General features: G+C 59.1%; 21 protein-coding genes. 5 read left to right on the plus strand and 16 right to left on the minus strand.

All coding sequences use genetic code 11. From position 1 onward, the window contains the following. Positions 1-7 precede the first annotated feature (7 nt). The 4 genes from IB263_RS27505 (at position 8) to IB263_RS27520 (ending at position 3,953) form a co-directional block, all read left to right on the plus strand. Positions 8-979 carry an ABC transporter permease gene (locus IB263_RS27505; RefSeq protein ID WP_110819009.1) on the plus strand — a complete coding sequence of 324 codons (972 nt, stop codon included), beginning with the start codon at positions 8-10 and terminating at the stop codon, positions 977-979. A gap of 188 nt (positions 980-1,167) precedes the next feature. After that, positions 1,168-2,169 (plus strand): alpha/beta fold hydrolase, encoded by a 1,002-nt coding sequence (locus IB263_RS27510; protein WP_060520820.1) that lies wholly within the window; start codon positions 1,168-1,170, stop codon positions 2,167-2,169. After that, positions 2,156-2,587 (plus strand): hypothetical protein, encoded by a 432-nt coding sequence (locus tag IB263_RS27515; RefSeq protein WP_060520819.1) that lies wholly within the window; start codon positions 2,156-2,158, stop codon positions 2,585-2,587. Before IB263_RS27510 ends, IB263_RS27515 begins: the two co-directional genes overlap by 14 nt. A gap of 175 nt (positions 2,588-2,762) precedes the next feature. Next, entirely contained in the window at positions 2,763-3,953 is a 1,191-nt protein-coding gene (locus IB263_RS27520) for an MFS transporter (RefSeq protein ID WP_192439339.1), read from the plus strand. Positions 3,954-4,046: 93 nt separating this feature from the next. On the opposite strand, the gene IB263_RS27525 is transcribed toward IB263_RS27520, so the two are convergent. The 13 genes from IB263_RS27525 to IB263_RS27585 all read right to left on the minus strand — a co-directional run bounded on the left by IB263_RS27525 (position 4,047) and on the right by IB263_RS27585 (position 18,786). Then, complete coding sequence (locus IB263_RS27525; RefSeq protein WP_060605055.1) at positions 4,047-5,330, minus strand: SGNH/GDSL hydrolase family protein; 1,284 nt, start codon at positions 5,328-5,330, stop codon at positions 4,047-4,049. Between the two features lie 7 nt (positions 5,331-5,337). After that, positions 5,338-6,087 (minus strand): SDR family NAD(P)-dependent oxidoreductase, encoded by a 750-nt coding sequence (locus IB263_RS27530; protein ID WP_060581988.1) that lies wholly within the window; start codon positions 6,085-6,087, stop codon positions 5,338-5,340. A gap of 16 nt (positions 6,088-6,103) precedes the next feature. Continuing rightward, positions 6,104-8,428, minus strand: a complete 2,325-nt coding sequence (locus IB263_RS27535; RefSeq protein ID WP_192439282.1) for a DUF4962 domain-containing protein — start codon at positions 8,426-8,428, stop codon at positions 6,104-6,106. A 64-nt stretch (positions 8,429-8,492) separates the two neighbouring features. Next, positions 8,493-10,061 carry an extracellular solute-binding protein gene (locus IB263_RS27540; RefSeq protein ID WP_060520815.1) on the minus strand — a complete coding sequence of 523 codons (1,569 nt, stop codon included), beginning with the start codon at positions 10,059-10,061 and terminating at the stop codon, positions 8,493-8,495. Between the two features lie 39 nt (positions 10,062-10,100). Beyond that, complete coding sequence (locus tag IB263_RS27545) at positions 10,101-10,982, minus strand: carbohydrate ABC transporter permease (RefSeq protein ID WP_060520845.1); 882 nt, start codon at positions 10,980-10,982, stop codon at positions 10,101-10,103. Positions 10,983-10,987: 5 nt separating this feature from the next. Beyond that, positions 10,988-11,917, minus strand: a complete 930-nt coding sequence (locus IB263_RS27550; RefSeq protein WP_244496934.1) for a sugar ABC transporter permease — start codon at positions 11,915-11,917, stop codon at positions 10,988-10,990. Positions 11,918-11,924: 7 nt separating this feature from the next. Then, complete coding sequence (locus tag IB263_RS27555) at positions 11,925-13,040, minus strand: ABC transporter ATP-binding protein (protein ID WP_060520813.1); 1,116 nt, start codon at positions 13,038-13,040, stop codon at positions 11,925-11,927. 28 nt (positions 13,041-13,068) lie between these two features. Further along, complete coding sequence (locus tag IB263_RS27560; RefSeq protein WP_371814227.1) at positions 13,069-13,809, minus strand: GntR family transcriptional regulator; 741 nt, start codon at positions 13,807-13,809, stop codon at positions 13,069-13,071. A gap of 1,086 nt (positions 13,810-14,895) precedes the next feature. Next, positions 14,896-15,201, minus strand: a complete 306-nt coding sequence (locus tag IB263_RS34790) for a hypothetical protein (RefSeq protein ID WP_060520811.1) — start codon at positions 15,199-15,201, stop codon at positions 14,896-14,898. Between the two features lie 201 nt (positions 15,202-15,402). Beyond that, positions 15,403-15,789: a type II toxin-antitoxin system VapC family toxin gene (locus tag IB263_RS27570; RefSeq protein ID WP_060520810.1), complete on the minus strand. Its 387-nt coding sequence runs from the start codon at positions 15,787-15,789 to the stop codon at positions 15,403-15,405. Beyond that, positions 15,789-16,043 carry a type II toxin-antitoxin system VapB family antitoxin gene (locus tag IB263_RS27575; RefSeq protein ID WP_034798574.1) on the minus strand — a complete coding sequence of 85 codons (255 nt, stop codon included), beginning with the start codon at positions 16,041-16,043 and terminating at the stop codon, positions 15,789-15,791. Before IB263_RS27575 ends, IB263_RS27570 begins: the two co-directional genes overlap by 1 nt. Before the next feature lie 720 nt (positions 16,044-16,763). Next, positions 16,764-17,009, minus strand: coding sequence for a hypothetical protein (locus IB263_RS27580; RefSeq protein WP_060521307.1), 246 nt, complete (start codon positions 17,007-17,009; stop codon positions 16,764-16,766). A gap of 478 nt (positions 17,010-17,487) precedes the next feature. Beyond that, positions 17,488-18,786, minus strand: a complete 1,299-nt coding sequence (locus tag IB263_RS27585; protein WP_060521306.1) for a tetratricopeptide repeat protein — start codon at positions 18,784-18,786, stop codon at positions 17,488-17,490. Positions 18,787-19,311: 525 nt separating this feature from the next. Between IB263_RS27585 and IB263_RS27590 the strand changes: the two genes are divergently transcribed. Next, the gene (locus IB263_RS27590) at positions 19,312-20,145 is read left to right on the plus strand and encodes a hypothetical protein (RefSeq protein ID WP_060521305.1); all 834 of its coding nucleotides are present in this window, start codon (positions 19,312-19,314) and stop codon (positions 20,143-20,145) included. Positions 20,146-20,700: 555 nt separating this feature from the next. Here the strand turns inward: IB263_RS27590 and IB263_RS27595 are convergent. From IB263_RS27595 to IB263_RS27605, 3 genes are all read right to left on the minus strand, one after another. Continuing rightward, entirely contained in the window at positions 20,701-21,240 is a 540-nt protein-coding gene (locus IB263_RS27595; RefSeq protein WP_113135874.1) for a hypothetical protein, read from the minus strand. Positions 21,241-21,719: 479 nt separating this feature from the next. Then, the gene (locus tag IB263_RS27600; protein WP_060521303.1) at positions 21,720-22,475 is read right to left on the minus strand and encodes an SDR family NAD(P)-dependent oxidoreductase; all 756 of its coding nucleotides are present in this window, start codon (positions 22,473-22,475) and stop codon (positions 21,720-21,722) included. A gap of 166 nt (positions 22,476-22,641) precedes the next feature. Next, positions 22,642-23,583, minus strand: a complete 942-nt coding sequence (locus tag IB263_RS27605) for a LysR family transcriptional regulator (protein ID WP_060581980.1) — start codon at positions 23,581-23,583, stop codon at positions 22,642-22,644. Between the last annotated feature and the right edge of the window lie 192 nt (positions 23,584-23,775).

The raw sequence follows: 23,775 nt of genomic DNA on the forward strand, positions 1-23,775 counted from the left end.
GACGGCAATGACTGGCGCAACCGGACGCAAATCGACCTTCATACGCAATCTCGACCCGGCGGTGGTCACTGCGTTCGGCTGCATCCTGCTGCTGCTTGTGCTCGGCAGCCTCTATTCGCGCAGCTTCCTGTCGCCGGAGTATCTGCTGCAACAATTGAAGGTGGCGTCCTTCCTCGGCATCATCGCCACCGGCATGATGCTCGTCATCCTGCTCGGCCAGATCGATCTTTCGGTGCCGTGGACTGTTGCCACGGGCGCGATGATGGCCTGTGCCGCCGCGGCCTACGGTCCGGTCGGGACAGCGCTTGCCATTCCCTTCGGCGTCCTGTGCGGCATCGGCATCGGGCTCATCAACGGCGTCGGGGTTGCCTATCTGCGCATCCCCTCGATGATCGTGACGCTGGCGACCAATGCCGTCGCCCAAGGCGTGATGGTGGTTTACACGGGCGGTTTCTCGCCACAGGATTCCGCCACCGCAGCCATGCGCTATCTCGCCACCGGTGCTCTGGTTCCCGGTATTCCGAACGTGGTTTTCATCTGGGCGCTGATCGGCGCGGCAATGGTCTTTCTTCTGCGCCGGACGGGCTTCGGGCGCGCGGTCTACGGCATCGGCAATCGCGAGCGTGCGGCCTATCTCTCCGGCATCAACACCCGCCGCATCGTCATGATTGCCTTTGCCGCCTCGGGCGGGCTTTCGGCCCTTGGCGGGGTGCTGCTCGCGGGCTATGCCTCTAAGGCCGCGCAATCCATGGGTGATGCCTATCTTCTTCCGGCCATTGCGGCGGTCGTCCTTGGAGGAACGTCAATCCTCGGCGGGAAGGGATCCTATCTCGGTACGGTGGCGGGCGTCATTCTGATCACGCTCCTGCAATCGATCCTTTCCGTTACGCAGATGCCCGAAGCCGGGCGCCAGATCATCTACGGTGTGGTGATTATCCTGATGCTTCTGCTCTATGGTCGCGCGCCGGCGAGCCGGTAGGAATGCGGGCTCGCGACACGTCACTCGGCATCGCACCTTGACGCTGCTCTCGGCGATGCGACGGAGTTCCGCCGCATAGACGGTTGGATAGTGTTCGATGCTGTCGCGAACCACACCGGATTAGAGACCAAAACCGATTGCGCTTCTCACACGTATATTCCTGGAGGTCGCTATTCTTCAGGAGCAACATGAAAGCGCGCGCAAGATTTCAGGTAGTCCTAAGCCTGCTGATTTTGATCGGGACCATTTTCGAGCCGCTCAGGGCGATCGCGGACGAGGCGCGGCCGGTTCGCATCGATGTCGGCGGCTTCAGTCTGAACAGCGTACTTCTTAAACCCGGCAAGCAGACGAGCCTGCCACCGATCGTTTTCATCCACGGTGCCAGCGCCAGTCTTTACGACCCGATGTATGCCTTTCGCGGGAAGCTCGAAGGAAGAGCGACACTTTTGTTCGTCGATCGGCCGGGACATGGCGGCTCGGATGTCGGCGGACCTGAAAACATACTGCCTGACGGACAGGCGGACGCCATCGCAAGTCTTATGGCAAGGCGCGGGATTCCGAAGGCGATCATTGTCAGCCACTCCTTTGGCGGCGCGATCGCAGCGGCCCTTGCCGTGCGTCATCCCGAAAGGGTTGTCGGTCTCGTCTTCCTGTCGCCAGCCGTCTACCCCTGGAACGGCGGCGTCGCCTGGTATTATGACGCAGCAGCCGTTCCTGTGTCGGGTGCGCTCTTCAGCACTCTGATCGCCCCGCCAATCGGCCTTCTTGCGATCGGCAGCGCGACCCGCGCGACATTTGCGCCGAACAAAATGCCGAAAAACTATCTGCGTGAAGCCCGGACACTGCAGGCCCTCAGGCCCGCAGCCTTCCGGCACAATGCCCAGGAAGTGGCGGCACTCAACGACTGGACCCGGACGGCAAGTCGGAAATACCGCAAGATCAAGGCGCCGACGGTCATCATCACCGGCGATGTCGACAGGATTGTCTCACCCAATGTGCATGCACGGCACCTGGCCCGGGATATCCGCGGCGCGAGGCTTATGGTCGTGCACAACCTCGGGCACAAGTCGGACTATGTCGCAAGCGATCTGGCCGTCGCGGCGATCGAAAAGATCAGTGGCCGGAAAGTCGATCTGAGCGCCGTGGCAAGGACGCTCGAAGAGCGGATCGCGGCAGATGGCGAGCGTTGATCTCTGGCGGTTGAGGTGCAGGGCAGGCATGGTCGCGCTCTATGGAACGGCGGGCGTTCTGCACGTGGCCTTTCCAGCGCCCTTTGTCGCCATCACCCCTTCGTGGGTGCCTGACGCGCCAGAGGTGATCTTGCTGACAGGACTTTGCGAGATCGCAGGAGCGATCGGTCTGCTGATCCCGGCTCTTCGCAAATATGCCGGCATTGCGCTCGCCCTTTATGCGGTGCTCGTCTTTCCGGCCAATATCAAGCATGCGCTGGACAGCCTGAGTGCGCCAGAAGTCGCTCCTTGGCAGTGGCTGTATCACGCCGTCAGGCTGCCGCTCCAACCGGTCGTCGTCTGGGTCGCTGTCTTTGCAGGAGGTGTCGTGACCTGGCCTCTGCGGTGCAATCGGCCGCGACGGCACGCGGGTGGCTGACGGCGCAGTGCTCGCATAGGTGGCCGAGAGGGGCTTCCGGCTCGGGCACCGACGTGCTAGTCAAGCTGCCATAGGGATAACCGAAGCTCTGCCTCGAAACCCGACATGTCCATTCCATGTCGGGGCGATCGCTGGTTCGTGCCCGCATGGGTCATCATGCAGGGAGAACGGGCGCATGAACCCTATCGTTGTCTTGCTCGCATTTGCGACATTTGCCACAGGAACCGCTGAAAACATCATAGTCGGCATCTTCTCCGATGTCGCCGGCGAGCTTGGCGTTTCGATCGCGCTTGCCGGGCAGTTGACGGCCGTTTTTTCGATCGTGTTTGCCTTGACGGCGCCCTTGGCGCTCGTCCTTACGATGAAGATCGAGCGCAGGCGCCTTCTTCTTTGTGCTCTGGGCCTGTTCGTCGTTAGCAATCTCTGTGCGGCAGCGAGCTCCAATTTCGCAACGCTTGTCGTCGCCCGCATCGGCATGGCCATGGCGAGCGCGACCGTCTGCCTTCTGGCAACGATGTTGGCGACCGAGCTGGTCGCGAAAGACATGAAAGGTCGAGCCATCGGCATCATTTTCATGGGGATCAGTGGCTCGCTGGTGCTCGGCGTTCCCGCGGGAATTTTCATCTGCGGACTTATCGGCTGGCGGGGCGTCTTCATCGCACTGTCCCTGCTTGCCGGCTTGGTGTGGTTGGCAAGCTGGCGGCATGTTCCGGTCTCCGCTCGCCGTAAAGCCGCCCTTCCAAGGTATCTGGACCACCTGCGAAAGCCGCCTCTCGTTGCGGGCCAGTTTGTCTCCATTCTGATGATTGGCGGGCACTTCGTGCTGTTCGCCTTTCTTGGCCCCTACCTCGTTGAGATTGCCAGCGTTGCCGCGGAAAACATCGCGATAGCCTTTGCGGTCCTTGGTATTGCCGGCGTGAGCGGTGGCTATCTCGGTGGTTGGCTTGCCGACCGGTTTTCGCCGCGCAACGTCCTTTTGCTCACGCCGACGGCCTACCTGCTCGCCCTTGTCACGATACCGTTGGTCGAGGGCAGCTCGTGGGTGATGTTCAGCGTGCTGATGATCTGGGCCTGCATCAGCTGGATGATCTCGCCGGTGGTACAAAGCTTCTTGATCTCAGCCGGGCCGGAGACGGCCGATACCGGCATAAGCCTGAACCTGTCGACAATGCACATCGGTGTAGGGCTCGGGACGGCAGTTGGGGGGATCGCGCTTGCAAACCTCTCAGTCCACGCCCTGCCGTGGGTTGGAGCGATCATTGCAGCGCTTGCCGTGGTCGCGAGTTTCTGCGCGTTCTGGTCGTCGAGGTTAGCAGAAAGACCACGAGAACGCATTCCAGGCCAAGCCAAAAGCCCTGCCGCATAATCGGAACTCATGGGATTTTGGAGTATCGCCTACGGATTTGGTCCTCTGTGGGCCGCGTTCAGCGCGTGTTGAGACGAGCCACGGCCATTCACGTCAAAACAGCTGGCTCTGTGGAGGCATGACCTGACGCAACTCGGGGCTTGAAAACTGCATGCTTGATGGTTGTCTTGACGGACCAACCTGCAGGTTGAGCCCAAGCCGGAGATCTTGCATCGGCGTCTTCAATTTGATCGGAGGTGTCCTCAACACGCCCGACCACGCCTCCCTTGGAAAGGGTGCGAGGTTTCCATCGCCGAGATCGAACGGAGCGAGCGCCTGCGACACCAGGCCCTCCGCCGCACCATCTTCCAGGATCAGCGAAATGTCCCGCCAGTCACCGTGCGCGGGCACTTCCACCTGGACGCTTGCCTGCACCCAGGTGCCCGCCGGCAGCGGACTAACGAAAGCGTCCGGCAGGAGATCCACGCGGCACCCCTCTATCGCCACACCGACCTCCTGCCAGTTCGCCATGCGGTCGGGCTGGCAGATGATCCGGCTTGCAGTCGTTCGACCGTGAGAAACGGCCAATCCTTCGGCCAACGGTCCGTTCCCGGCAAGAAGAGGATTTGGCAGGATGTTGCCGATCGGGTTGTTGACTGCATCGAAGCGGTCGTCCTGCGCCCATATTCGAGGAGCGGGTGGAGCGAGGAAGCCACTAAGATAGGCTGCCAACGCCTTGCCGACCGCGTAGCCGCCCGGAACCGAAAAGTGCGTGCCGTCGTCGGAGAAGCCATCGTGTGGCGCCCCATCGGCAGAATAAGGGTCCACCCAGACGGAATTCCAGTCGAAGACGTGGCAGTGCGGTCTCATGGCTGCAAAGGCGAGGCTCTTCTGGTTGATCCAGTGTGCTTTTGCCCGTTCCGATCCGCCAGCGACCCATTTCTGCGTGCCACGCGCCAGGATCGGCAGCAGGATCACCGTCTTTCCAGCCGCTATCAGTCGATCAACGACCGCTTCGCGGATAGACTGGATGACTTCCTTTGTCTCAACCATCATGTCGTTCGTGCCGGCATCGACGACGATCAGGTCAAAATCGAGCTTCAAGACCTCCTCGAGACGCTGTGCGATGTCCCGGGCCTTCTGGCCCGAAACGCCGGCGTTCAGTCCGCCGAAGCCACGGGTGACGCCGATCCTGCCGCTTGGCTCCCAGCCGGGAAATACGCGCGGATCGTGAAACACCGTAATGTCGAGCTGGCCGGCGGAGAGAACCTCCGCCCATGTCGCCCACCCGCGGGCGCAGGAGTGGATGTGCCTGTCGCCTGCGTGGTGGTTCTGCTGGACAAGCGACGTGCCGATGAGGGCGACGCGCTTGCCATGGATCGGAAATCGCACTGTCATGACCATATCAGGAAAACAGCGTGCCGCCGTTTACATCGTAGCAGGCGCCGGTGATGAACGACGCCTCATCGGAGACAAGGAAGGCGACCAGATTGGCGACCTCGTCCGATCGGCCCTCGCGCCTGACCGGCGTTGCGGCAGCGACACGCTCGCGCACTTCCGGCTTGGTGAACGTGTCGTGGAAGGTCGTAGAGATCATGCCCGGGCAAACCGAATTGACGCGGATCCTTGGTCCGAGTTCTTTTGCAAGACCACGCGTGAAGGTCATGACCGCCCCCTTCGAGGTGGCATAGGCCAACGCACCAGGGCCGCCGCCATCGCGGCCGGCCTGTGAGGCAAAGGTGACGATCGCGCCACCGTCGGCCATCGCCGGAACGGCCGCCTTGGATGCGTTGAAGAGTGAAGTGAGATTGACGTCGATCACCTGCCGGAAGAACGCCTCGTCCATGTCCTGCAAGGTCTTGCGCGCCAAAAGTCCGCCGGCGACATGCACCAGCCCATCGAGCCGACCGAACGCGGCAACTGCCCCGTCGACAGCCGCTTGTGCATCGGCGGCCACGGTCATGTCCGCCTTGATGGCGATCGCCTTGCCACCGGAAGCCGTTATCGCCCTCACGCACTCCTCGGCGCCAGCCGCCGAGCCAAGGTAGGTGATTGCGACCTTTGCGCCGTCGCTGGCAAGCCTCTCGGCGCAGGCCTTGCCGATGTCGCGGCCGCCGCCAGTTACTAAAATGACCTTGTCCTTCAGTCCGTTCATGACATTTCCTTTCCGATCAGAAGTTCTTGGGGATGATGATGCGCAACTGGTTGTCGTCGACATCGGTGAAATAGAGGTCGGCACTGAAGCCCTGGTCATCGACGAAGTGAAAGACCCGCCGGGGTTCGCTAAGGGCATAGGGAACGAGAAGCGTCACCAGGGTCTGCTTGGTGGACGCTGGAAGCGTTGCCTCGATGTGATATTGGGTGGCCAGGCCCTCGATTTCGGTTGGATCGACGCCCTCGAAACCTTCGATCATGCGTATCTGCGGCGGCCCTGCGGTTGAAAACACGAACTGCCCGTAGAGCCCCGCCCGTTCGCCGGTCAGACGAAAACTGTTGCTGCCCACGTCCATTTGATGGGCGGAGTGAAATAGCCATTTGAGGGGCTGTGGTTCGACGCATTCGACGCGGTCGACGATGACGAGGAAGTCGCTGCGTGCGAAATGGATGTCTCGCTCGACCCTGAGGACCAGCGGATTGTTCGCCCGATAGGCCGCCGTGGCATCGCCGCTGATGAAGACATGCGTCGGCTCCTCGCGCACCGCCGTGATCCGACCTCCCGCCTTCTTGCCGATCGCCTTGTCGCCTTCGGCGTATTGCCCGCTGCCGCCTATGAGGACCGCGTTCTTGGATATGGTCTGCCGGCGCCAGTTGCGATGCATGGTCGAGTTGAAGGCGACATAGTAACCGCTCTGGATCGCCAGATCCTCGCCGAAGGCATAGAGCAGGAATGCGTTCTGGTCGCCGTGACTGTGGCTCAAGGAACCAAAGGGGCTGCTCTTGAACAGGAACTGGATGTGGCGATCGGGATCGTCCATGTGTTTCTGGATCGCAACCCAGCCGATCTCCCTGAACCACTTGACCGGCGGCAGGTCGGCAGGCGCCTTTGCCTCGACTTGCGGGTAATCGTGCCGATAGACAAGCTCGTCGAAATTGAGGTCCCACCAGCCGTAGTTATAGAATTCCATGGCGGTACCGGCGGCATCCGCCTTCAGCCGCTCGAAATACCACTGGTAATGGGCGTTGCCGGTGACGCCGGCAAACTGGCGGACATTGTAGCCAACCTTGAGACCAGGCGGATCGCCGAGGGTGGAGTCGTCTCCGAAGCAGGCCCGCCTCGTACCCGGCGCCTTCGTGTAGAGCGGAAAATCACCTGTTTTCTGGAAGAACGGCCGCCGATAGAGATCGACCTTGAGGAAGTTTCGGATGAGATTGGCGGCTTCCGTCAGATAGGCGATGCCGGTCATCCAGTAGTGTGGACCCTCCGCCCACCCGCCGTCGCTGTCGCCCCATGGCGAATAGAGGGTGAAAAGAAATTCGACCGTATAGTCCAGCCAGCACTCGGCTTCCTTTTCCTCACCGGCCAGCGCGATACATGCCGCTGTGAGGGCCGCCGAAAGCGAGCGCACCGCGTGACTGTCATAGGGGAAAACATGGATGCGCGCACGCCAGATCACGTGGTCTGCGACTTCGCGTGTCCGCGCAAGGAGCACACGACGCACGCGATCTCGCTCACCGTCATCGAGATGGTCGTATAGCCAATCGTAGCCCCAGGCGAGCGCGGTCACTACGCGGAATGCCGCCTCGTCATTGTAGGAGCGGGCCGTTGCTCCCTGCGGATCCCAGGCCGCGACCGACAGCAGCCAGTCCTTGGCCCGCGCAATCATGTCTGCGTCATCCAGGATGACACCTGCAATCGCCAGGTGCCGGATGGCGTAGATCGCCTCCTGGCAGTCGATGTACATCTGCCGCCAGAGCTTGGCGGTGCGCACATTATCCGGGTAACGTTGCGGTTCGGCGATCAGGCTCCGCGAGAGCCACGGCTCCACCGAGTTCACGTAGAAGGTCTTCCAGCCGCAGCAATCAGGATCCTCCTGCAACCGGCTGCGGAAGTTGGTGATGCCATCCGGATTGAGCCACAGGCGGGGATGGCGAAGATCCATGATGTCGCGCCGCTTTGCCGCGCGCGGCAAGGCCGTCTCGGGAAGGCCCGGCTTGAGCGTAAATTCACGCACGCTACTCCAATCGGAGGCCGCGCGCTTTTCGGCATCGTTCCAAAGGGCAAATGACCAGCAGTAGGAACCGGGTTCGAGCGCTGTATCCGGGGTGAAGAAGTTCCAGGCGATATTGTCGAAGACCAGCGTCCGCTCGGGCGCAAAGCCCGCATCGCTCGAGATCCGCACCACATAGCGCGCATCGTCGTTCAGGGCCGGCAGCCAGCTGAAACGGGGCGGATTTTCGACAGAGCTTTCGCCGGCCGGCTGATAGCCGATCGTCAGGGTCCCCGGCTTTGGCTCATCGAGATATTGCAGGCGGGGTGCTTCAGCGGTTTTGGGCATCGAAATGACGTCCTTTGAATACGTGATAGAGGCGGGCGCGACCCGGTCGCGCCCGATAATCGGGTCAGTTCTTTCCGTATTGGCGGTCATAGGCCGCCTGCATCACCTCGGAGACCTTGGCGTAGCCGAGTTGGTCGAGCCGGGCGACGTAGCCGTCCCAGGAGGCATCGACATCCTGGGCTCCGAGGACCCAGGTCTGCTGCATTTCCATCATGTAGGTGAGAAGGCTCGGCCAGTACTTGTCGTAAACGGCGCGCTCGTCGCTGTTCATCGAGACGCCGGTAAACTCAGGCTGCAGAAGCCCTGGTTCCTTCTCGTACATGGCGATCCCGTCGAGAGCCATCTTGTTCGTCCATTGCTCCTCGGAGGCATAGGCGGCCCAATAGCCACGCGGCACGCCGGCGCCGATTTCCCACATCTGGGCGTTCACCGGCTTGGGGTTGTGAAGGACGGTCTGCTTATAGACGGGCTTGCCGTCGACCATGTCATAGGTCTCGCCCTCGATGCCCCAGTTCGACAGGATCCGGCCCTTTTCGGAGAACCAGAAGTCGAAGTACTTGATCGTCTCGACCGGGTGCTGGTTCGAATAGGAGATCGCCCAACCTGCCGGCTGAACGGTCGCACGCCGGCTGTCCTCGAAGCGCCTCCCGGACACGGTCTTCGGCGGCAGCATCGGCGCGAAGTCGATGCCTGGAACGCTGTCCTTCAGAGCGTCGGTGTAGTTGGACGTGCTTGCGAACCAGTCGTGCGTCATGCCCCCGATATTGTTGCCGAGCATGTATTCACGCACCCGAGCTCCACGCGTGAACACCTCCGTATCGATCAAGCCCTCCTTGAACCACTGCGCAACTTTGGAAATGCCGGTCCTATAGTTCGGTGTTGTCCAGGGATGCACGACCTTGCCGTCTTCGATCATGAAGTCGCCGTAGCGTTCCGAGCCGGACACGCGGGCATCCCACATGTTGATCAGTCGGACTGCTTCGATCGGCTCGCGTGCGAAGTAGGGAACTTCATCCTTCTTGCCGTTGCCGTTCGGGTCTTTCTCGCGGAAAGCCTTGAGAACGGCATAGAGTTCGTCGACGTTTTCCGGAACCTTCAGGCCCAGTTTGTCGAGCCAGTCCCGGCGGATGAACCAGGCACGCGAGAACTCGCCTTCGGGCACGTAGGGGATGAAGTAGATGTGACCGTCAGGTGCGCTGATGGCCTGGCGCACGATCGGATGCTCGTCAAAGAACTTCTTGAGGTTGGGGGCGTTCTCCTCGATCAGGTCATCCAGCGGCATGAAGGCGCCCTCCATGCCATAGCGAATGAAGTCGTCCTTCAGCCCGCCGGTGACGTCGCCGCCAACGATGTCCGGCAGGTTACCCGAGGCCATCAGCAAGTTGAACGCATCCCGGCTGCTGCTGGTCGCAAGCGAGGCGACATTCTTCACGTGGATCCCGGTCCATTCGGCCGCCTTCTTCTCGACGGGCCAGTCTTCCGTGTAGACGTATTTGTCACGGAAATGGAAATGGATCGTCAGCTCGAGCGGGTCGTCCGTAATCTTCGTCGAAGCGTCTTGCGCATAGACAGGGCCTGATTGCAGCAACGCACAGGTGGCAAGCAGCGCCAACGTGTCTCGAATATATCTCATTCCATTCTCCTCCTTAAACAGAACTGACTGAGACGGCCGTTATTCCTTCACGCCGCCAAGGGTGATGCCCTTGTTGAAGTATTTCTGGATGCTTGGATAAATGAGCAGCACCGGAATTATCGAAGCGATCATGATCGCCGCGGTGACGGTCTCGAACGAATAACGAGACGTCAAAAGGCTGCTTGCGAACTCGTCGTTGGCGGTAAGATCGACGATGATCCGCTTGAGGTAGAGCTGAAGCGGGATCTTCTCCTCGCCGCGCAACAGCACCATGGCCCAGAAGTAGCTGTTCCACCTCGAAACGATGCAGAACAGCGCGACCGTGATGATCGCCGGTTTGGACAAGGGGATAAAAACCTTCCAAAGCAGCTGGAACTCGCTGGCGCCATCCATCTTGGCGGCCTCCTCGAAGGATTTCGGCACGGCCTCGAAGAAGTTGCGCAGCAAGATGACGTTGAAGGCGTTGCAGGCAAAACCGATGATGATGCCCAACCGCGAGTCGAGCAGCCCGAGATCCCGCATGTTGAGGAAGAATGGGATCATGCCGGCGTTGAACCACAGGGTGAACGCGACCATCATGTTGAGGATCTTGCGCCCCCTTAGGCGGGCACGCGACAGCGCATAGGCGCCGGGGATCATGATCGCGAGGCTGACCGCCGTGCCGCCGAAGGTGTAGATGAAGGTATTGCCGTAGGCGATCCAGAAGAGCCGATCCGAAAGAACGAATTCGTAGGCCGCAAGTGTCAGGTCCTTCGGCAACAGCACGACCTGACCCGAGGTGACTGCGGCACCCGACGAGATCGATACCGACAGGATGTAGATGAACGGGTAGAGCGTCGAAAGGACGAAGAGCCCGATCAGGGTCGCGTTCGCATATCCGAAGATCCGGTCGCCGCGAGAATAGAGATTGAAGCTAGCCATGACGATCACCAGAGCGAGGTTGTCGAAACCTTCCGGCTGATCCGGTTGGCTGCGAAGACGAGAGCGAAGGCGATGACCGCATTGAAGAGGCCGGCGGCGGTAGCAAGGTCGTACTGCGTACCCTGCAGACCCGTCCGGTAGACGTAGGTCGAGACGACGTCGGCGGTGCGGTAGGTTGCCGGCTGGTAGAGCAGGATGATGTATTCGAACCCGACCTCGACGAGGTTGCCGATGCGGATGATCAGCATGATGATGATCGTCGGAAGGATGCACGGAAGCGTGATGCGCCACATCATCTGCCAGCGCGATGCGCCATCGACCCGGGCCGATTCATAGAGCGTCGGGCTGATGCCGGCGATCGCCGCGAGATAGACGATCGATTCGAAGCCTGCTTCCTTCCAGATGTTCGATCCGATGAAAACGGTGCGGAACCATTCCGGCTGGGTGAGGAAGTAGACCCGGTCAAGGCCGAGGCTCGACAGAATGAGGTTGACCACGCCTGTCGTGGGAGACAGCAGGTTGATCACAATGCCCGCGACGATCACCACCGAGATAAAGTGGGGCAGATAGACGATGGTCTGGGAAAACCTGCGGCCCAACTCGCTCTGGAGCTCGTTGAACATGATGGCGAGCACGATCGGTACGGGGAAGGCGAAGATCAGCCCGAGGCCGCTGATAGTGATCGTATTGACGAATGCGCGGATGAAGATCTGGTCGCCAAGAAGGGTGCGAAAGTTCTCAAGACCCACCCAGGGACTTCCGGCGATACCGCGGAACGGGCTGAAATCCTTGAACGCAATCTGCAGCCCTTCCATGGGCTTGTAGAGGAAGAGCATAAACCAAAGGAGCATCGGAAGGATAAGCAGGTAAAGCTGCCAGTCTTTCCGGAGGTCCTCGCCAAGGCGCTTGAAATATCCGGCGATCATCGATGTCATCCTCGCCTCACGCATGACCGTTGACGGCTTTGCCGCTCTCGGCGTCGAAAACATGGAGACGGCCCACCGGTATCTGCAGCTTGCCGATCTGCGAGAGTGCCTCGACATCGGCGGGCGTTTCGATCTTGGCGACGATCGGCTGGCCGGAAATCCTGGTGTGCAGAAGAGCCTCGGACCCAAGCGGCTCCACGAGGTCGACTGTCGCGGCGATTTCCTGGACGTCCCCGCTCGCTTGCTTGCCGACCGCGACGTGCTCGGGCCGGAGGCCGACCAGGATACGTTGATCGGCGCGCAGGGATGTAACGATTGCCATCGGTAATCTGAGGAGGGCGGCTTCCGCGTCGGCAGCGTCTATGCGCGCCTGCAGTTCACCGTCCACGGAAACGACTGTTGCGCGCAGGAGGTTCATGGGTGGTGAACCGAGAAAGCTTGCAACGAAGGCATTGGCCGGCTTGAGGAAAAGCTCCATCGGTGTGCCGACCTGTTCGACGCGGCCGCCGTTCATGACGACGATGCGGTCTGCCAGCGTCATCGCCTCGATCTGGTCGTGGGTGACGTAGATGCTGGTGACGCCCATGCGTTTGTGAAGCCGCTTGATCTCCGCGCGCATCTGGGTGCGAAGCTTGGCATCGAGGTTCGACAAAGGTTCGTCGAACAGGAAGACTTGCGGCTTGCGGACGATCGCCCGCCCCATGGCAACGCGCTGCCGCTGGCCACCCGACAGGTCCGCGGGCTTGCGTGCAAGGTAGGGCGTGAGGTCGAGGATAGCCGCCGCTTCCTTGACGGCCGCTTCGATTGCGTCCTTCTTTTCACGCCTTACGCGCAGGCCGAAGGCGATGTTTTCAGCGACATTGAGGTGGGGATAAAGCGCGTAGTTCTGGAACACCATCGCTACGTCGCGGTCCTTTGGCGCGACCCGATTGACGAGCCGCCCGCCGATCGAGACCGTTCCGCCGGAAATCTCCTCCAGGCCCGCCACCATCCGCAAGGTCGTTGACTTGCCGCATCCCGACGGCCCGACGAGAACGACGAACTCCCCGCGTTCGACATTCAGGTTTACAGAGTGCACGACTTCGAGTGCGCCGTAGCGTTTCACTACGTCGTTCAATTCCACTGCAGACATTTCAGTTTTCCTCCCGACGGCGCCTACCTCAGGTCAGGCTGCGCCGTGGTTTCCGTTTTTCTGTTGTGGTTGCATTGATCGATTCGATGTAGCTCCACAGTTTCGGATCGCGTGAAAGCTCTGTGATCTTGGCTTCGAGAGAGCCAAGATGCCGGGTCATAGCGGCCACCGCTTCATCCGGAGATGCGGCCCTTATCGCATCGATGATGTCGCGGTGTTCGTGGATGACCTCGCCGGTCCTGCGCACGCCGAACACCATCTTCAGATGGCGCATCCGGTCAATCTCGCCTTTGGCCTGATTGACAAAGGCCCAGACGCCGCTCAGCCTCGCCGTCGAAAAGATCACCCGGTGAAAGTCCTCGTCCAGCTCGAAGAAACTCGTGTAGTCCTCGGTTGCGACAGCCTCGATCTGCTGGTTGAGAGAGAGCTCCAATCGGCCAAGATCTTCCAGCGTATGCCGCTTGGCTGCCTCTGCCGCTGCGCCCGACTCGAGGCGAAAACGAATGAAGCAGGCCTCGATGTAGCGCTGCACCTCGATCGTCGCGACAAAGGTGCCGCCCTGTGGCACGACCTTGACCAAGCCCTCCTCGGATAGCCGGATGATCGCCTCGCGAACCGGGGTCTTGGAGACGTTGAGGATCGCGGCCACTTCCTTTTCCGGCAACGCCCGTCCGGGCAGAAGCCTGACTTCGACGATCAATTGTCGAAGCAGCCGATAGACCTTGGCCGTGGTGTTGCCCGGTCCCTCCTTCGGAAAGGAACGAAGCAATTCTTCAAGGGGTAAGGCAGGAATTTCGACAATTTGAGACATATCATTCCGCAAACTGATATCTTAGTTGCGAGAGTGATGTCTCATGACGCGGTTGTCAAGGTGAAATCCACGTTGACAGTCGACCGCGTTAAACTTGCAGGCACTGGAACTATATTGCGGTCAATGAAGGCGCCTCCGAGCGTCTGACTATGGCTGTCCTTTTTTGTTCGACAAAGTGGAAGAGGCGGCGTCGATCGGCCAGATTCAGCTGAGAATAGCGTCGAGACATGCCAAAATCACCAAGGGGAACCATTGAAATCATTGGCATGTCGCACTTTACATTAGAATGTACCTATATTTGTCTGAGCGTCATAAGCGTTGGAAGTGAACACCTGCCACGCGTCCGTTCGCAGCGTCGCTCGAATACTCCGCGAATAGCGGATGTTCAAATGTCGCCAACTTGTCTGGACCCGACATTGCCGCACCGGCTTACTGATTTCGATGGCCGCTTGACCTGATGACCAGCGGCAACGGATCAGGCGGTTTCAGTGCAATCAGGCCGACGGACTTGATCATTCATCGCGGTGGGGCTCCGACCGTTGGGCAGGCCATCCATATTTAAGCTCGGTCCTGCAATTCCTCTACGACTGGCGCCTCAGCGCGTCAGTCGCAGTGCACGCCATCCTGAAGTGGTTTGGCGACAAGGTCCCCAGCTCAAAACCCGGCGAACAAAAGAGTCGTGCTAGTCGGGCAGAGTCTGGGTGGACTAAATGTCCCCGGCCTGTCAAAAGTCCTCAGGGACGCGATCGCCGTTATTTTTAGAACGGGGTCGGGCGACCGATTGACGTCACGTTGCTGCCGCGAGATCACGCTGGCCGTCCTACTATTTATCAGCACCCGAGACTGGTTGAAATCAGCGGCCAATAGCGCGCGATGGCTTCTTTCGGCCCAAAGCGGCTACACTGCAGCACTTCGGATTGACGCCCAAGAGAGATCAATCGGGCGGGACCCAAAAAGCATGGACGGCGGACTTCGATCCTAAGGGCATGGTGAGCCCGGCAGGACTCTAACCTGCGACCCATTGAGCGGCCTCTAACCATCGAGCTACAGGTCCCGCCAGATTACTTCCAACGGCGGCGAACGAATTAACCAAGCTTGAGGGGCGACGAAGCGCTTCGCAAATCTCCGGCGCTCGGTGGGAGGCCGAGCCGTCCCGCTCTCCAAAAGTCCAAGTAGCAGGGCTCGAAACGAAATGACTTCGCCCTCGCTGGCCAGATGCTTGAGCGTGGCGACATCGTCGTTGGTTAGGAGGGCCGCAAGCCGACCGCGGCGATCGAAGGGCAGGATGGCGTCGAGCGCGTTGAGTTCTTCAGCGCGTTTGAGGACGGATTCTGAGGCGGGTTCGCTCATTTCGGCAGGCCGTTGATATAGAGATCGCCGTGTGCCGACATCACGCGGCGCTCCGAACCCGGAATGCCTTCTACGGCGCACAGCCATACCTCGTCGATCAAGCAGGATTTTCCGCTCTGGCTCCGCTTGCCGCTTTGTGTGGTCGCCGACACGTCCGTGGGCGCTTTTGCTGGGCCGCTTCGAGCCACCAGGAATTCGTCCTCACGCCGCCTCGATGTCGGTTTGCGAAAAATCGTTGCTCTTGTAGAGGAGCGGTTCTCCCGAAAGCGCCGCAAGAGCATAGGAAAAGCAGTCGCCGTAGTTGAGGCTGGCCGGATGACGTCCCTTACCATAGCGACGCCAGGCGCGCCGCGCACGATCGGAATGTTCGGCTGTAACTGGGACGATTTCGACTTCTGCCTTGTAGAGCCAGAGGTCGAGATCGGCGCCTGCGGCCTCCCCAAGTCGAGTTTCGATCACCATGGCAGCCTCTAGGACGGTCGCGGCGGAGATGAGCCTGACGGGGTCGTCTGCAATGCGCTCGCGGAAAGCCGCCGCTTCCGGCTCATTGAAGGCGATGGCGGCAAGGACGGAGGTATCGATGACCATCAGGATGGCAGTCCGTTCTCGTCGTAGCCGAGAATTTCGTCGGCTGTGCGGCTGTCGAGAACGGGCCGAGCGTTCCAGCGTCGCTGGATCGCTTCGAGGTCCTCGAGGAGAGCGGCTTTGCGCAAGTCAGAGCCAAGCCGTCGCAGGCGCTCTTCGAGCGCGCGCTTGGTTGCGAGTGTGATGCTTTCGCCGGTCCGTTCGGCAAGGGTGCGGGCCAGCTGTTCAGTGTCGTGGTCTTTGATGCTCAGCGCCATTCTTGTCGACCATGGTTCCTAAATGTCTATATTCTACCTATAGCACAGTCGCTCTGCACGGGCAATGCGAGGGGTTGGGCTTAAGGGGACGTCGGCGAAAATGTTTCTTCCGACGGCCCTAGAGGGGCTCTGGATACAGGATCTAGCGATTTGCGCCGTCAAACCCATCACTATCGATACCTGATACGTATGTATTCGAAGTGGTCGACGAGGCGGGTGCGGTTCGCAACTACGTTGCCAAGTTCATGCGCCGCGAAGCGGACAAATTGGTCGTAGAATATCGCGGGCTTCAGATGCGGTTTGCAATCTCGCATATTCGCGACTGGTGCGCCGTGGAATAAGAGCAGCGCCGCTCCGAAGAAATCCGCGAGGAGTATAAATGCCGAGGCGAGGAAAAATCGTAGGCCTCATAGCGCAGAGTGATGTCCACATTGACGGGCTGAACATTCCTCCCGGGCTCTACTCGGCGACAGTGAGAACGTCTCTCTCCGGCCAGCACCGGAAGAGAACCCTGGAGACCACGTATGAGCTTCATTTGAATGCCCGCGACCTTAAAGGGGTTGGCGGTTTCCTTGGAGATGAGCGCGGCGCCAGTATGGATGCGACCACAGCCGTCCAAAAGGGGTTGCTCACCATCGCCTAATGTGAGGCTGCCTCATTGTTACCGTAGAGGTGATGCGGCCGGATCCTTCTCTTTTCACCAATCACCGATCGACTTCCCTATTCAGCGCCGTCTCCGTCGGATGTCTCGATTGCTAGATCGTGGAGCGCTTGGGCGTCCTCCGACGCATACTCAGCAGACAGGATGATGGTGAGAAACGCCGCTCGAGCGATTTCTTTTTTCGAAGCACTTGGATGTCTGGCCTTGACGGCTTCGATCAGCGCTTTTGGCCTCATCCCCGGGACCGCCAATTCCCGGATCGTTTCGGAGATGGTTTCGGTCTCACGAAGCTTTTTCTCTCGCATTGCCACTCCAAATGCTGACGAGAAATATTCATATCGTAGCTACATAAGAGAATTGTGATTTCAGCCGGCTGGCTGTGCCAGAGCTAGCTAATCGTCTGGAAACCCTACCGTCGGTCTACGCCGCGCCCTGCGGCGGAACCAAATAGAACGGACATTTGCTGCCCGTCATCGCATCACCAGACATGCACAAGTATCGCATTTCTGCGTGAGCCAATTGAGCCGGCCAACCTTTCGCTTACGCCGCGAGGCCGTTTACTGTCGCTTCGGTCAATAAGAAACCCCTAAAATTACGGGGAACAAAGATAGTCAAGGACCAGAACGAAGGTGCAACCATGCCGACTACGACGAAGCAGGCCTCACAACAAAAAGTGGAGCTACTTCGGAAGGAAATCGTCGCTATCATGAGCCCCCATAGCGTGCGAGAGCCGCTTCATGGCGGCGCAATTTGCGAAAGCGCGGCAACCCCGTACCAAGGTCCTCAGCAGCCTTCGCCGCCGCTAACCGCGTCTAGTCCGCATGCCGTGCCGCCCACGGCCTCAGCAACAGTTCCCATCGCTGCAACCATTCCTTTCTGCGCCTGCATCTGAAGCGTTGGCGAGTACCACCCTTCCGAGCCAAGAATGAAAACCTCTTCCTGTCGCTTGGACCCGTTGCGCGTCATCATGTCGGCGGCTGAACTCATAACCTGGCCCTGTAGAGTATTGCCGAGCGCTGAGATCATCTCTTTCGAGCGACGGTAGGTCAAATCTGCCACGAAAGCGCATGTATAGCCTTGCCCGCCTTTGACGCAGCGTTCCTTGTGCATCCCGTTGATCTCAATTTCCCACGCCGTATCGGCGAACAGGCCATAGGTGAAACTGCGAAACCCAGTCTGCTTTCCGTATTGGGCATAGGCGCGCATGAAGGCTAGCCCGATCTCTCGCTCGTCCGGCTCCGTGTAGTCGGCTGGCACCACGATCGTCTTTCCATCAGCCATCAGGCTTCGCTCACGCCGCGAATGTGCGGCTGTCTCCAAATGCTCGGCCGCAGTCTTGCTGCCAAGTTCCGCGGCAATCTCAAACAGGCGGTCGGCCTCGTCCCTGTTCTCGGGTACACCCTTTCCGAGCTTGTAGTGCATTGCAATGCTGAAGTAGCCGGACGGGTCGTTCTGGTCGGCTGCCAGCTGATACCATTCCCGCGCCTTTTCGAATTCTCCACGCGCCTCAGCCTTCTGCCCCATCCACCATTGCGCCTTTGCATTCCCTTGCTCGGCGGCCGCCTTCATCCACTTGTGGCTTTTCGCTTCATCAAGAGCGCCGAAACGTGGCTCCTGATGAAGGAATGCAAGCACGAGCTGTGCTTCGACATCGCCGGCCTTTGCTGCTTTCTCATACGTGGCTGGCGTGACAGCGTTCCGGGCTGCCTGGCGATACCAGTCGGATACATCCTTGCCGATCGTCCCTTCGTTCCTTCTCGCCAGCCCACCAGCGTTTGAGAACGTATACAGCGCAAACCGGATATCCTGCTTTGGGCCTGGCGCCATGTAGGCGCGGGCTCGCCGAAATTCGCTTGCGTGGTCCTGCGGGTTTAAACGCGCCGCCTCGTCGCATGCTGTCGTCGCCGCGGACGTATCGATAAATGGAAGATCGACCCCGATCTGCTCTTTGTTGTTCGGCTCCTCGACAGATCCAGCCAATCGTCGACATTCATAAACCGGATCAGCCGCGTGAGCATCTGCGAAGGCAAGCCCTGCTAGCAGGCTCCACGCGGCAATCCTTGGAAAATCTACGACGTCCATTCGATTCCTCCATGAAAAAGGAGCGAGGCGAGTATCGCTTGTCGGACTGAACTGGCGCGATGCACAAAAGACGCTGGTCTAAGGGGTCAACAGATTTGGTCCGAGCTTCACATAGTGCCGCTTTTCCACGGAAGTTGAAGTAGACACTATGGGCTAGCTTCACAGCGGAAGCGCCGCGACCACTGTTGCGGGGGAAGGCGCCTTCATCTGGAAGCGGGAAAAAGATGGGGTTAGGCTGCGAGGTCGAGCTTTGATTGTTTGAGACAGCCGCCAGCGACGGCGGCTACGAGTTGTTATTATTTATAGTGTGAGGTTTGCTCAACCGCCCTCTGAATGCACTTGGCAACCGAAGGCCTTTGGCTCCATCCCCCCGCCCGGAGATCGCACCTTTCATTAAACTCGCCGCTCGGCGCGTGGCGTCGCGAAAACAGCTCCAGGCGCAACGTCAAGGCTACATCGAATAGGCGAATTGTTCAGCCCTTCGCCTCGGGTGATAATTTCCGAGCGTGCGAATGGAGCCGGGTTATGAAGATAATGCGTGCAATATCTTCGTTCGTGTTCCTCCGGCTCTTCGTTCTCTCTATTCCGCTCCTTTGCTGGCCAGCTGAGCAAGTGGAGGCTTCGGGCAGCCGGTTATGTATATCCAACATTGGGAACGCGACTGTGAAGGTCGCCGTGATCTACAGTGGCGCGTGGGGGGGCTGGCTGGCGGACGGGTGGTGGGAGATTAAGCCTCAAAGCGGCTTTCTTGAGGGTTGCACGCATGTGCCAGAGAACGACAATCAAGGAGCAGATTTTCATTACCTCGCATTCCGCCAGCAAGGTCCTGATGGGAGATGGTATGAGGCAGCCTTTGACGTCAAAGATGTAAGCTGGACGGAGGACGGATCAGATACCGTGGGAGGTAGCTATACGCTTGTTCCGAGGTCTACGCACGATAGTCGCCAACTGGACGGCCCATTCGGGAGGAGAGACCTCGGGGGAACCAAGTTCATAACGTGTGTTCCGAAACTGGGAACCAAAAAACTCTCGACGCTCAAAGACCATTGGTCCTGTTCCCCCTACGATATGCTCGCGTTATTCGGGACGCAGCTTTACACGCCTACTGACGGCGGCTTGCTGCAGATAAACGACTATGATGTTTACGTTCGGACAAGCGTGGACGCGAAACTCTTCGATATCAATCCATCTAGTTCTGGCAAAGCCAATGAGAAGAACCAGAAGGTGTCACCTGGACCTCCGGAATCTGGAGAACCAGATCTCCTCCTGGGGTCGCAGGGGTATGGCTTTTACTTCATGCTGGCTCATCTGCTATTGTTTTATCACCCACTCGGCGTAATCGTTCTCGTGGGTGCCTAGGAACGCGCCTCGGTCTATGGTGCCTACGAAGAGTGCAGTCCCAGAGAATCCATCCGGTTGTTCAGGCCAGGTCTTCCGCGACCTACAAGACGGCCATATGATAAACTAATTCATGTCGGCCGCCTCGTGGCACCCTGCAGCAAGGACACCGTTGGGGGCTATGCGATTTTTCGCGTCCTGGTGCTGATCCTTGCTCTCATTGCATATCTGTTGCGAGCCGCCTCATTGCCTCCGGAAATAGAGTAGCTTCTATCACCACCAGCGCACACGCGCACCGTCTCACGAAGTCATAAACGTCGAGACTTCGGAGGTCGGCGCAGATGATTGAGCCCCCGCAGGGGGCGGAGGCTCAATCAAGGTGCGCGTTCGTAAATTGAGGAATTGCGCGGCAATAAAAACCAGCACGGATCTCATTTTTAACGTGTGCTTTGTGGGTGCGCAATTACAGGTATATTGTTGCAAGTGAGACGCTGAATAGCAATGAATTTATAGGGGCTCTGGCTAATCAATTCGAGTTACGCAGCAACCGCCGGGCTATTTCAAGGATCCTCGATTTCAACCGGCGTCCAGCGGAGGCGGGATCATCGGCGAACCCAGGGATGGAGAGGGGCCTCTGACTTCGGAGACATACACCTCGTGGCCGAAGTGGGGGTCCTGGCTCAGGTCCTGACCATCAAACCGATCTATAAATTCTTCAAGATCCGTCTGGTGCGAGAAGCCCATCGCAACGGCAGACATGCTTTCGACTTCGCCGCCCTGGTCCTCATAAGTCGCACTCATTTCGAGGACACCTAGCCGATCGAAGTTTGCTTGCATGTGAAATGAAAGCCAAACCAGATATTCTAGCGGATAGCCGGGATTGCCTGCATATGTCACGACATAGGGGTAAGCCAAACGAAATCGTTCGGCCAACGCTACGCCTTCGGAGGCAAAGACAAGAAGATCACTATCCTCCTCGACGTCGTGAAGTTCGATCGTCAGATCATGCTTGCGCAAAGCGACGTACGCGCCAAGTCGGTCGGATGGCAAGGATGCGAATATGATGTCGCGCCATCGTTGGATGGCTTCATCGAGATCGGTGCGGACCAAAAACATGAAGCATCCTCAGCAAAGCCATCCCATGATCAAAAGCTTGGAGCGGTGCACAGTGCAATTACAGCTAGTAGATATTAGGTGGAGCTAAATTTCAAGCTCGGCATAAGGTGTTTGCGGAGTGACATGCAACGGTCACTGGCAAGGTCGTGAAGCGTATAACCCGTTACGCCGCCATTAAGCCCGGAAGGAGGATGAACTGCGCGAGCCATCTTCAGTCAGGCAAGAACAAGGCCCGGGCTCGCGCTACCTGCCCCGAGCGGTCAACGCCGGTGACCCAGGTGCGAAGGGCCATGGTTGACCTCTGTGCACCCTAGTTGCGGTACTCTTCAAGTTCTGGGCTAAAATGTTTGCGTAAATATCGACTGGAAGAGGATAGCGCCCGGCATATCGTGAGGCTTGAAACTCACCATACGCCGCGCGTCTTTTGCGTCACTTGGTCATACGTCGAAAGTCCTTGCGGTCCCCTAAAACGCGGCCGATCAGACTTGGGCCTGGCCACCGTCGGCGAAGAGTTCGGAGCCGTTGACGAAGCTTGCGTCGTCGGAGGCAAGGAACAGGGTGGCCTTAGCGATCTCCTCGGACTCGCCGACCCGGCCGAGCGGGATACGCGAAGCGAGATAATCGAGGAGACCCTGCTGCTGTTCCTTGTCGTTGCCAGCCAGTTCAACGAGGCCGGGGGTGCGTGTGGCCCCCGGGGAAACCACGTTGACGCGAATGCCGGTACCCTTGAGGTCAAGCGCCCAGGAGCGAGCCAGGTTGCGGACTGCGGCCTTGGAAGCGGAATAGACCGAGAAGGCGGCGGTACCTTCGGTACCGGCGGTCGAACCGGTTAGCACGACCGACGAGCCGTGACCCAACAGTGGAAGCGCTTTTTGCACGGTAAAGATGACGGCCTTCACGTTGCGACTGAAGGTATCGTCGACCTGCTCCTCGGTGATCTGCCCAAGCGGGAGCATGCTGCCTCCACCGGCGTTTACGACAAGGACGTCAAGGCGTCCGTGTTCCGACTTCACCTGGGCAAAAAGCTTGTCCAGGTCTTCGTTGCTCGATGAGTCGGCCTGCACGCCAACGGCAGCCTCGCCGATCTCCGCAATTACCTTGTCCAAGGAGTCCTTGCGGCGGCCCGTAATGTAGACGCGGGCGCCTTCGGCTGCAAAGAGCTTGGCAGTCGAAAGTCCGATGCCGCTGGTTGCTCCAGTTACCACGGCAATCTTGTTTGCAAGTCTGTTCGTCATCTTATTCTCCTAATGCTGCACGCGCGAAAGGATCCAGTCCGAATGCGCGGCCTGTGGAAGTTTTTGAAATGTTCGTAGGGGGCTTTGGCCTTCGCCCGCGTCGCCTTCCGATGGGACGAACGTAGTTGGTCTCCCCGTCGGCGAGAAGCCGCTCGGGATGGAGACATTATCCATCTGGATGAATGGTCTCGGTCGCAGAACTGCGCCTGGCATCGACGCGCTCGAAAACGCCCGTCACCCAATCGGCGAAGGCCCGCAGCCTCGGATTGGGAAACCTATCTCCCGGATAAACGAGATGCAGTGAGTGGTTTTCCGGCTTCCATCTGGGGAGGAGCTCGACGAGAGCGCCGCGCTCGATATGCGGCTTTGCCAGAAAGCCGAAGCTCTGACCGATGCCCAGCCCGGCCACGAGCGAATTTAAGTGAGCAGTGCTTTCGTTGACCGAAATGCCGTTGGATGTCGGTACATATTCAGTTCGCTCATTTCCTCGCAGGAACCGCAACGGAAAACGCTTTCCTGACGATGCTGAGAAATAGCTGACGACTCGATGCGCCTCGATCTCGTCTGGACGCGTCGGTAGCTCTCGACCTTCCAGGTAGGTAGGTGCCGCGCAAAGAATGTAATCGAGTTCGCATAGTTTGCGGGCCTTTAGGCTTGAGTCTGCAAGAGAGCCGCCGCGGATTACACAATCTATCCCTTCCCCAATCAGATCGGCGGAGCGATCACTGACGCCGAGCATGAGATCGATGTCCGGGTATTGCCGTTGGAAATCCGAAAGAGAGGGTATGATAATGTGGTTCGCAAGCACAGAGCCGACGTCCACACGCAGTCTTCCCTTGGGGGTGCTGCGCGAGCCGGCGACAGTGCCGTCCATGTCATCGAGATCCGCGAGCAGGCGAAGTGCGCGCTCATGATAGGCGGCGCCTTCCGTGGTCACAGTCACAGTTCGGGTCGTTCGTTCTACGAGCTTCGTCCCGAGATGCGCTTCGAGATCCTGTACGAGTTTGCTGACGGAGGACCGGGGCAAGTTCAGCGTGTCTGCGGCTTTTGCGAAGGATCCCGCTTCGGCAACGCGGACGAAGGTTCGTATGGCGAGTATCTGATCCAATTTAATGGCCTTGGTGATCGGAACTTCGACAATATACCGAGGGCGACACTTGACGCCATGGATGTTTCTTCGACGGGCCTTGCTTCCGGTCTAAGGCGTTTGGAAGGGCTTCGAGGGTGACTGGAGCCGCCAAGTCCGCCTAGACCTCAGCTCCCTGCCAGGTGACAGCCGCCACCATTGATCGAGTCCTCG

The organism is Ensifer sp. ENS03, assembly GCF_014852035.1.
GTDB classification, from domain to species: domain Bacteria; phylum Pseudomonadota; class Alphaproteobacteria; order Rhizobiales; family Rhizobiaceae; genus Ensifer; species Ensifer adhaerens.